Raw genomic sequence first — 9593 nt, 5'->3', positions numbered from 1 at the left:
CCGGAGGGCGGCCCGCCCGAGCGGTCCGCGGGGACGCCGGACGACCGGCCCGCCGACGGGGCCACGGCCGAGGCGACGGGTCAGCAGGCCGACCAGCCGACCGACGAGCCCGGCGCGCCGGGCGCGGACGAGCCCGGCGAGGGGCCGGGCACCTCAGGCACCTCGGGTGGGACCGACCACTAGCAGCACGTTCCGCGAACGGGAGGGGAAGTCCATGGACCGTAGGATCTTCGGTCTCGAGACCGAGTACGGCGTGACGTGCGCGGCCGACGACGGGCGCGGTCTGTCCGCCGACGAGGTCGCCCGCTACCTGTTCCGGAAGGTGGTGGCGTGGGGCCGTTCCTCGAACGTGTTCCTGAGGAACGGCTCCCGCCTCTACCTCGACGTGGGCTCCCACCCCGAGTACGCGACGGCGGAGTGCGACGACGTGCGCCAGCTCGTCTCGTACGACCGCGGGGGCGAGCGCATCCTCGAGGGTCTGGTGGCCGACGCGCAGCAGCGCCTCGAGCACGAGGACCTGCCGGGCAGGATCCACCTGTTCAAGAACAACACGGACTCGGCGGGCAACTCCTACGGCTGCCACGAGAACTACCTGGTGCGCCGGTCGGGCGACTTCTCGCGGCTGTCGGACGTGCTGGTGCCGTTCCTCATCACGCGCCAGATCCTCGTCGGCGCGGGCAAGGTGCTGGCGACGCCGCGCGGTGCGGTGTTCTGCCTGTCCCAGCGTGCCGACCACATCTGGGAGGCCGTCTCGAGCGCGACGACGCGCTCGCGGCCGATCATCAACACGCGCGACGAGCCGCACGCGGACGCCGAGCTGTACCGCCGCCTGCACGTGATCGTCGGCGACTCGTCGATGGCGGAGCCGACGACGATGCTCAAGGTCGGCACGACCGACCTCGTGCTCCGCCTCGTCGAGGCAGGCGTGCCGATGCGGGACCTGACCCTGGAGAACCCGATCCGGGCGATCCGGGAGATCAGCCACGACCGCACCGGCAGGCACGCGGTGACGCTGGCCAACGGGCGGACCATGACCGCTGTCGAGATCCAGGCGGAGTACTACGAGCGCGCCAAGGAGCTGGTGGAGGCGAACCTCGAGGTCACGCCGGTGGTCAAGCAGGTGCTCGACCTGTGGGAGCGCGGGCTGCGTGCCCTGCAGTCCGACGACCTGTCGCTGATCGACCGGGAGCTGGACTGGGCCATCAAGCTCAAGCTCATCCGGCGGTACCAGGAGAAGCACGGGATGAGCCTGGACGACCCGCGCATCGCACGGCTCGACCTGGCCTACCACGACATCTCGCGCACCGAGGGCCTGTACAACCTGCTGGCGGCGCGCGGCATGGTCGAGCGGGTCACGACCGACCTGGAGGTCTTCGAGTCGACGGCCGTGCCCCCGCAGACGACGCGCGCCAAGCTCCGCGGCGACTTCGTGCGCGCCGCCCAGGAGGCGCGGCGCGACTACACGGTCGACTGGGTGCACCTCAAGCTCAACGACCAGGCGCAGCGCACCGTGCTGTGCAAGGACCCGTTCAAGAGCGTCGACGAGCGGGTGGAGCGGCTCATCGAGAGCATGTGAACCGCGGGCGGCCACCGCGCCCCGGGACCGGCCACCGGCCCGTCCCGGGGCGCGGCCGTGTCGTGGGAGACTGGGCCCGTGAGGTCAGGAGCCGGTCGAGGGGCGCAGCACACGACCCGACGGATCGTCCGCTCCGCCGGGGGCCTGCTCGCCGCAGCGGCGGTCGCCGTGACGACGGCCTGCACCCCGGCGTCGCTCCCCGTCGACGTCGGGCCGGGCCCGACGGCCTCCGCGTCGCAGGCGCCGGTCGAGGTCACCGGCACGAGCGGCGCCCCGCCGCAGCTCGGGTACGAGACGCCGTACGAGGTGGTCCGGCCGAGCTCGCAGACCGTCTGGCCCGGTACGGGCGACCTGGTCGAGCGCGACGACCCGGTGCTGCTCAACCTGTACGCCGAGGACGGGCGCGACGGCACGGAGCTGCAGAACACGTTCCGCACCGCGCCCGCCGCCTACACGATGACCGAGTCGTCGCTCGGGAACGACCTCTTCGACCTGCTCGAGGGGCAGCGCGTGGGCGCCCGCCTCGCACTGGTCCAGGAGGAGGACGGCGTCCCGGTGCTGCTCGTCGTCGACGTGCTGCCCGCGCGGGCCTCCGGGACCCCGGCCGACCCACCGGGGGAGAGCCTGCCGCAGGTGCGGCTCGACGACCTGGGCGCACCGACCGTGCAGGTTCCCGACGCCGACCCGCCGACGGAGCTCGTCGTGCACCCCCTGGTCCGTGGGACGGGGTCGCAGGTACGCCGCGGCCAGATCGTCACCGTCGAGTTCACGGCCGTGCGCTGGAGCGACGGCAGCGTGGTCGACACGACCTGGACCGAGGGCACGCCGCCCCAGTCGGCCGAGATCGGCATCGGCAAGCTGGTCGCTGGCTGGGACGAGGGGCTGGTCGAGCAGACGGTCGGATCCCAGGTGCTGCTCGTGGTGCCACCCTCGAGCGGGTACGCGAACACCCGCAGCGGGCTGGCCGGCGAGACGCTGGTGTACGTGGTGGACATCCTCGACACGCACAGCGCGGTCGCGGAGGACCAGTCGAATCAGGAGCAGACAGAGGGCGAGACCCAGGAAGAGGAGGGCTGATGTCTGTCGCGATCCGTGTGATCCCGTGCCTGGACGTCGACGCGGGCCGGGTGGTCAAGGGCGTCAACTTCGCGGACCTGCGCGACGCCGGCGACCCGGTCGAGCTGGCCGGACGGTACGACGCGGAGGGGGCGGACGAGGTCACGTTCCTCGACGTCTCGGCGTCCTCGGGGGACCGCGCCACGATGATCGACGTGGTGCGGCGCACCGCCGAGCAGGTGTTCGTGCCGCTGACCGTGGGCGGAGGCGTGCGGTCGACCGACGACGTGGACCGGCTCCTGCGCGCGGGCGCCGACAAGGTCGGCGTGAACACGGCCGCGATCGCGCGGCCCGAGCTCATCGCGGAGATCGCCCAGCGGTTCGGCTCGCAGGTGCTGACCCTGAGCGTCGACGCGCGCCGGGTGACGGGCGACGTCACGACGCCGTCGGGCTACGAGGTGACGACGCACGGCGGGCGGCGCGGCACCGGGATCGACGCGGTGGAGTGGGCCGAGCGGGCCGCGAGGCTCGGTGCGGGGGAGATCCTGCTGAACTCGATGGACGCCGACGGCACGACCTCGGGGTTCGACCTGGAGATGCTGCGCGCCGTGCGCGAGCGCGTGCAGGTGCCGCTCGTCGCGTCCGGCGGTGCGGGCACGCCCGAGCACTTCGTCGAGGCCGCCCGTGCGGGGGCCGACGCCGTCCTCGCGGCGTCGGTGTTCCACTTCGGCGCGCTCACCGTGGGGCAGGTCAAGGACGCGATGCGCGCGGCGGGCCTCGACGTCCGCTGACGGCACCTGCCGGCCCCGGGGGCGTTGACCTCAACCAAGGTTGAGGTCGTAGCGTCGGCGACGCCCTGGGCGAAAACCCGTCGAATCGATTCCCGGGTCGTGAGAAAATCGGTTCACACCCCGAGAAGCGAGGTCTTGTCGTGCCCTCAGATGACCTGCCGGATCACCCGATGGAGCTCACCGGCTCGCGCGTGCGGCGCTCGTTCGCCCTGATGTGGCGCGGCATGCGCGCCCACCCGGGCCTCTACGTCCTGGCCGTCGGGTCCTCGGCGGCGTTCGGCGCCCTGACGGTCGCGGTCAGCCGGGCGGTCGGCTGGGCCACCGACACGGTCGTGGTCCCGGCCATCGCGGGGGACGAAGCGGCCCGCGACCGGATCTGGCTGGCGGGCCTCGTGCTCGGCGCGGTCGCGCTCAGCCTCGCCCTCGCGGTCGCCGGGCGGCGGATCTGGGCCGGGTACGGCGTGGTCGCCATCCAGGCCGACCACCGCACCCGGCTGACCCGGCAGTACCTGCGCCTGCCCGCGTCCTGGCACCGCGCCCACCCCGCCGGCCAGCTGCTCAACCACACGACCTCGGACACCGAGGCCGCGACGGGCGTGTTCAACCCGCTGCCGTTCGCGCTCGGCGTCGTGGTCATGATCGGCGTCGCCGTCGGCATGCTGCTGGCCGTGGACCCGTGGCTCGCGCTCGCGGCGCTCGCCGTCATCCCGATCACCGTCGCGGTCAACGCCGTCTACCAGCGTCACATGTCGCCCGCGGTGACCCGGGCGCAGCGCCTGCGGGGCGACGTCGCCGACGTCGCGCACGAGAGCTTCGAGGCCGCGCTGCTGGTCAAGGCCCTCGGCACCGAGGACCGCGAGGAGAGCCGGTTCGACGCCCGCACGCAGGAGCTGCGCGCCGCGAACGTGCGCGTCGGCATCGTCCGCTCGCTGTTCGACCCCGTGATCCAGACGCTGCCCGCCGTCGGCACGCTGCTCGTGCTCGGCATCGGCACCTGGCGGGTGACCGCGGGCGCCGTCGAGCCGGGCGACATCGTCACGGCCGCATACCTGCTCACCATGATGACCGTGCCGGTGCAAGCGTTCGGCTGGGTGCTCGGCGAGCTGCCGCGCGCCCTGGTCGGCTACGAGCGCATCGCGCAGGTCGCCGACGCGACCGGCGCGCTCGCCTACGGCACGGGCCGCCTGCCGTCCACCGACGGCGGCCTCGGTGTGCGTCTCGAGGGCGTCGGCGTCGACGTGCCGGCCACGAGCGGCGCGCGGGGCCGCACGATCACCCTGCTCGACGGCGTCGACCTGACGGTCGAGCCGGGCAGCACCGTCGCGGTGGTCGGCAGCACGGGCGCGGGCAAGACCACGCTGGTCAGCCTCCTGGCGCGCCTGTCCGACCCGACGCGCGGCCGTGTCCTGCTCGACGGCGTGGACGCGCGCACCCTCGCCGACGGCGAGATCCCCGCCCACGTCGCGTTCGTCACGCAGACCACCTTCGTGTTCGAGGACACCGTGCGCGGCAACGTGACGCTGGCCGACCCGGGCGAGCCGGGCACGCCGTCCGACGACGAGGTGTGGGAGGCGCTGCGCCTGGCCCGCCTCGACGAGACGGTGCGCGAGCTGCCCGAGGGTCTCGACGCGCCGCTCGGCGAGCGGGGTGCCAACCTGTCCGGCGGGCAGCGGCAGCGCCTCGCGATCGCGCGGGCGCTGGTGCGTGCGCCCCGCCTGCTCGTGCTCGACGACGCGACCAGCGCCGTCGACCCGCGCGTCGAGCAGGAGATCCTGCGCGGCCTGGCCGCCGCCACCGACGAGGCCGCGGACGGACAGGCTGCGGACCGGCAGAGCGCGCGGGGCACGACCGTCGTCATGGTGGCCTACCGGATGTCGTCGGTGGCGCTCGCGGACCGCGTGGTGCACGTCGAGGGCGGGCGCGTCGTCGACGTCGGTACGCACGACGAGCTCATGGCGCGCGACGCGGGCTACCGCGCGCTCGCCACGGCGTACGAGGTGGAGACGGAGCGCCGCGAGAAGGAGCGCGCCGACGTCGCCGCGTGCACGGGCGAGGAGCCCGACGACCTCGGCGGGGACTCCGCCGAGCTGGAGGAGGTGGCCCGATGACCGCGACGACGGACGAGCCCGACGTGACCGACGTCCCCGAGGACCTGCTCGACGCCGACGGCGCCCGCATCGAGTCCGCCAGCAGGCTCGGCGTGCTCGGCACGCTGCGCCGTGGCCTGGAGATCAGCCCGGAGATCGCGCGCGGCCTCTGGGTGACGCTGCTGCTGGCGTCGCTCGCGGCCGCGGGCCGTGTGGTCGTACCGCTCGCGGTGCAGCAGACCATCGACGTCGGCATCCTGGCCGACGCCGGCCCCGACGCCGGGCGCGTGGCTGTCCTGGCCTCGCTCGCGGCGGGCGCGCTCGTGCTGGCCGCGGTGTGCGCCGCGCTGGTCAACGTGCGCCTGTTCCGCTCGGCCGAGGCGGGCCTGGCGACGCTGCGGACCACGGCGTTCCGGCACGTGCACAACCTGTCGACGCTCACGCAGAACACCGAGCGCCGCGGCGCCCTGGTCTCGCGCGTGACCAACGACGTCGACACGGTGTCGCTGTTCGTGCAGTGGGGCGGGATCATGCTGCTGGTCAGCGCGCTCCAGGTGCTGGTGGCGACGGGGCTCATGCTCGTGTACTCGCCGGTGCTCACGGCCGTGGTGTGGGTCGCGTTCATCCCGATGTTCCTCGTCATCCGGTTCGGGCAGCGCTACGTCAACCGCGCCTACACGCTGGTGCGCGAACGGGTCGGCGCGATGCTCGGCGCCATCTCGGAGTCGGTCGTGGGCGCCGAGACCGTGCGGGCGTACGGCGTCTCGGAGCGCACCGGGCGGCGCATCGGGGACGCGGTCGAGGCGACACGGAGCGCGCAGGCGCGCTCACAGGTGCTCGTCGCGGGCACGTTCTCCTCCGGCGTGCTCATCTCCAACCTCGTGCTCGCGGTCGTGGTCGTCGTCGGCTCGCTGCTGGGCGTGGGCGGCGGTCTGACGGCCGGCCAGCTCGTGGCCTTCCTGTTCCTCGTGCAGCTCTTCACGGGACCCGTGCAGATGGCTACGGAGATCCTCAACGAGCTGCAGAACGCGGTCGCCGGCTGGCGGCGCGTCATCGCCGTCATCGAGACGCCGGTGCAGGTGGCCGAGAAGCCGGGAGCCGTCACGCAGGAGCGCGGCTCGGCGCACGTCACGCTGCGCGACGTCCGGTTCGCCTACCCGGGCGGTCCCGAGGTGCTGCACGGCGTGACGCTCGACCTGCCCGCGCGCACCAAGGTGGCCGTCGTGGGCCAGACCGGCTCGGGCAAGACGACGATCGCCAAGCTCGTCACGCGCCTCATGGACCCGACGTCCGGCGCGGTCGAGCTGGACGGCACGGACCTGCGTGACCTGTCGTTCGCGTCCCTGCGCGAGCGGGTCGTGCTGGTGCCGCAGGAGGGCTTCCTCTTCGACGGGACGGTGCTCGACAACGCCTCCTACGGCCTGCGCGAGGACGGCCTGCGCGAGCCGCTGACCGGCCCGGACGCCGACGCGCGGGTGCGGGCGGCGGTCGAGGCCGCGTTCGCGGAGCTCGGCCTGTCCGACTGGCTCGCCGACCTGCCCGACGGGCTGGACACCGCGGTGGGACAGCGCGGCGAGGCGCTCTCGGCGGGGGAGCGGCAGCTCGTCGCCATCGCGCGCGCCTACCTCGCGCAGCCCGACCTGCTCGTGCTCGACGAGGCCACCTCGGCGGTCGACCCGGCCACCGAGGTACGGATCGCGCGCGCCCTCGACTCGCTCACGGCCGGCCGGTCGACGATCACCATCGCGCACCGGCTCTCCACCGCGGAGGCGTCCGACCTGGTCGTGGTCGTCGACCAGGGGGAGGTCGCCGAGGTCGGCCCGCACACCGAGCTCGTGGCGGCGGACGGCATCTACGCCCGGATGCACGCGAGCTGGGTGGCGCAGACCCGGTGAGCGCCCGGGACACCGTCCGGACGTGGCAGGATTCTCGGGTGCCTGACGTTCTCGATCCCACGGTCTCTGCCCGGCTCACGCGGGACGACGCCGGCCTGGTGGCCGCCGTCGTCCAGCAGCACGACACGGGCGAGGTGCTCATGGTCGGCTGGATGGACGACGAGGCGCTGCGCCGCACCCTCACCGAGGGCCGCGTGACGTTCTGGTCCCGCAGCCGCAAGGAGTACTGGCGCAAGGGCGACACGTCGGGGCACGCCCAGTACGTCAAGGCCGTGAGCCTGGACTGCGACGGCGACGCGCTGCTCGTGCGCGTCGACCAGGTGGGCGCGGCGTGCCACACCGGCACGCGCACGTGCTTCGAGGCCGGCGGGGACCTGGGCGCCGTGGTCGGGTCGCGACCGGAGACGGCACGATGACCGGCGCGACGACCGGGGCAGACGCCCCGGACAACACCCAGAAGCCCGTCGAGGCGCCCGCCGACCTGCCCTGGGGCACCACGTGGCCCGACCTGGCCGGGTTCCGGGAGATGGCGACCGACCGCCGCGTCGTGCCCGTCGTGCGTCCCCTGCTCGCCGACGACGCGACGCCCGTCGGCCTGTACCGGACGCTCGCGGGCAGCCGGCCGGGCAGCTTCATCCTCGAGTCGGCCGAGTCCGACGGCGTGTGGGCGCGCTGGTCGTTCGTGGGCGTCGCGTCCCGCGCCACGCTGACCAGCCGCGGGGGTCAGGCGGTCTGGTCGGGCGACGTGCCGGTCGGCATCCCGCGCGCGGGTGACGTGATCGACGTGCTCGAGGCCGCCCTGGACGCCCTCCGCACGCCCGGCGTGGCCAACCTGCCGCCGCTCACGGGCGGCCTGGCGGGCGTGCTCGGCTGGGACGTCGTGCGGCACTGGGAGCCCACCCTGCCCGCCACGGCGCCCGACGAGGTCGGCGCGCCGGAGCTCGCCGTGTGCCTCGCCACCGACCTCGCGGTCGTGGACCACCGCGAGGGCACGGTGTGGCTGGTGGCCAACGCCATCAACGCCGACGCCACCGACGAGCGGGTCGACGAGGCCTACGCCGACGCCGTCGCGCGTCTCGACGCCATGGAGGCACGCCTGGCCGCCGGCGGCCCGCGCGTCACGTCCGTCGTGGCCGACGACGCCGCGGAGCCCGAGCTGGAGTTCCGCTCGACCCGCGAGGAGTTCGAGGACGCCGTGCGCGCGGGCAAGGAGGCGATCCGCGACGGCGAGGTGTTCCAGGTGGTGCTGTCCCAGCGCCTGGACCTCGACTGCCCCGCGGACCCGCTGGACGTGTACCGGGCCCTGCGCACCATCAACCCGAGCCCGTACATGTACTACTTCCACCTCTCAGGGCCCGACCCGCAGGCGCCCGACGGCGGCGAGTTCGCCGTGGTCGGTTCCAGCCCCGAGACGCTGGTCAAGGTCGACGACGGCCACGTCACCACCTACCCGATCGCCGGCTCGCGGCCGCGCGGCGCCCACCCGGAGCAGGACGCGGAGCTCGGCGAGGAGCTGCTCGCCGACCCCAAGGAGCGGGCCGAGCACCTCATGCTCGTTGACCTGTCCCGCAACGACCTGGTCAAGGTGTGCGAGCCGACGAGCGTCGAGGTCGTCGAGTTCATGAAGGTGCGGCGGTTCAGCCACATCATGCACATGTGCTCGACCGTGGTCGGCCGGCTGCGGGCCGGACGCAGCGCGCTGGACGCCCTGCGCGCCACGTTCCCCGCGGGCACCCTGTCCGGCGCGCCCAAGCCGCGCGCGATCGCCCTCATCGACGAGCTCGAGCCCGCCTCGCGCGGCATCTACGGCGGTGTCTGCGGGTACTTCGACTTCGGCGGCAACATGGACATGGCCATCGCCATCCGCACGGCCTACATCGCGGACGGCCGGGCGAGCGTGCAGGCGGGTGCCGGGATCGTGGCCGACTCCGTGCCGTCGCTGGAGTACGCCGAGTCCCGCAACAAGGCCGCCGCGGCCGTCCGCGCCGTGCAGCTCGCCGCCCGCCTCGCGCCCCTGTCCCCGGCGCGCCGGGGGACGGGCTCGGCGGCCGGGTCCGCGCAGGACCAGGACCCGGAGGACGCCCGGTGACCCGCACCCGCACCGTCCTGGCGCTCCTCGTCCTCGGCGCGCTCGCCTTCGGCACCGGCTCGCCCACGTGGGTCACCACGACGATCGCCACGGCGCTCG

General features: G+C 74.0%; 7 protein-coding genes and 1 pseudogene. All 8 read left to right on the top strand.

The window, feature by feature from the left end; all coding sequences use genetic code 11:
• Positions 1-183: pseudogene (locus HLB15_RS20510) on the top strand (hypothetical protein); the annotation flags it as partial.
• Between the two features lie 31 nt (positions 184-214).
• Positions 215-1576: a Pup--protein ligase gene (gene pafA, locus HLB15_RS20505; protein ID WP_171108133.1), complete on the top strand. Its 1362-nt coding sequence runs from the start codon at positions 215-217 to the stop codon at positions 1574-1576.
• A gap of 78 nt (positions 1577-1654) precedes the next feature.
• A complete protein-coding gene (locus HLB15_RS20500) occupies positions 1655-2653 on the top strand; it encodes an FKBP-type peptidyl-prolyl cis-trans isomerase (protein WP_229785676.1) in 999 nt (332 codons plus the stop codon).
• Entirely contained in the window at positions 2653-3423 is a 771-nt protein-coding gene (gene hisF / locus HLB15_RS20495) for an imidazole glycerol phosphate synthase subunit HisF (RefSeq protein ID WP_171108131.1), read from the top strand. Before HLB15_RS20500 ends, hisF begins: the two co-directional genes overlap by 1 nt.
• Positions 3424-3593: 170 nt before the next feature.
• On the top strand, positions 3594-5531 hold the full coding sequence (locus HLB15_RS20490; RefSeq protein WP_249360454.1) for an ABC transporter ATP-binding protein: 1938 nt from the start codon (positions 3594-3596) through the stop codon (positions 5529-5531).
• Entirely contained in the window at positions 5528-7405 is a 1878-nt protein-coding gene (locus tag HLB15_RS20485; protein WP_229785675.1) for an ABC transporter ATP-binding protein, read from the top strand. The genes HLB15_RS20490 and HLB15_RS20485 overlap by 4 nt, the downstream gene beginning before the upstream one ends.
• Before the next feature lie 38 nt (positions 7406-7443).
• A complete protein-coding gene (gene hisI / locus HLB15_RS20480) occupies positions 7444-7821 on the top strand; it encodes a phosphoribosyl-AMP cyclohydrolase (RefSeq protein WP_171108129.1) in 378 nt (125 codons plus the stop codon).
• Positions 7818-9494 carry an anthranilate synthase component I gene (locus HLB15_RS20475; RefSeq protein ID WP_229785674.1) on the top strand — a complete coding sequence of 559 codons (1677 nt, stop codon included), beginning with the start codon at positions 7818-7820 and terminating at the stop codon, positions 9492-9494. Before hisI ends, HLB15_RS20475 begins: the two co-directional genes overlap by 4 nt.
• Positions 9495-9593: the final 99 nt, after the last annotated feature.

Origin of the sequence: Promicromonospora citrea, assembly GCF_013004695.1 — a bacterium.
Taxonomy (GTDB): domain Bacteria; phylum Actinomycetota; class Actinomycetes; order Actinomycetales; family Cellulomonadaceae; genus Promicromonospora; species Promicromonospora citrea.
Note: the sequence above shows the minus strand (reverse complement) of the source record. Positions and strands in the feature narration are given on the sequence as shown.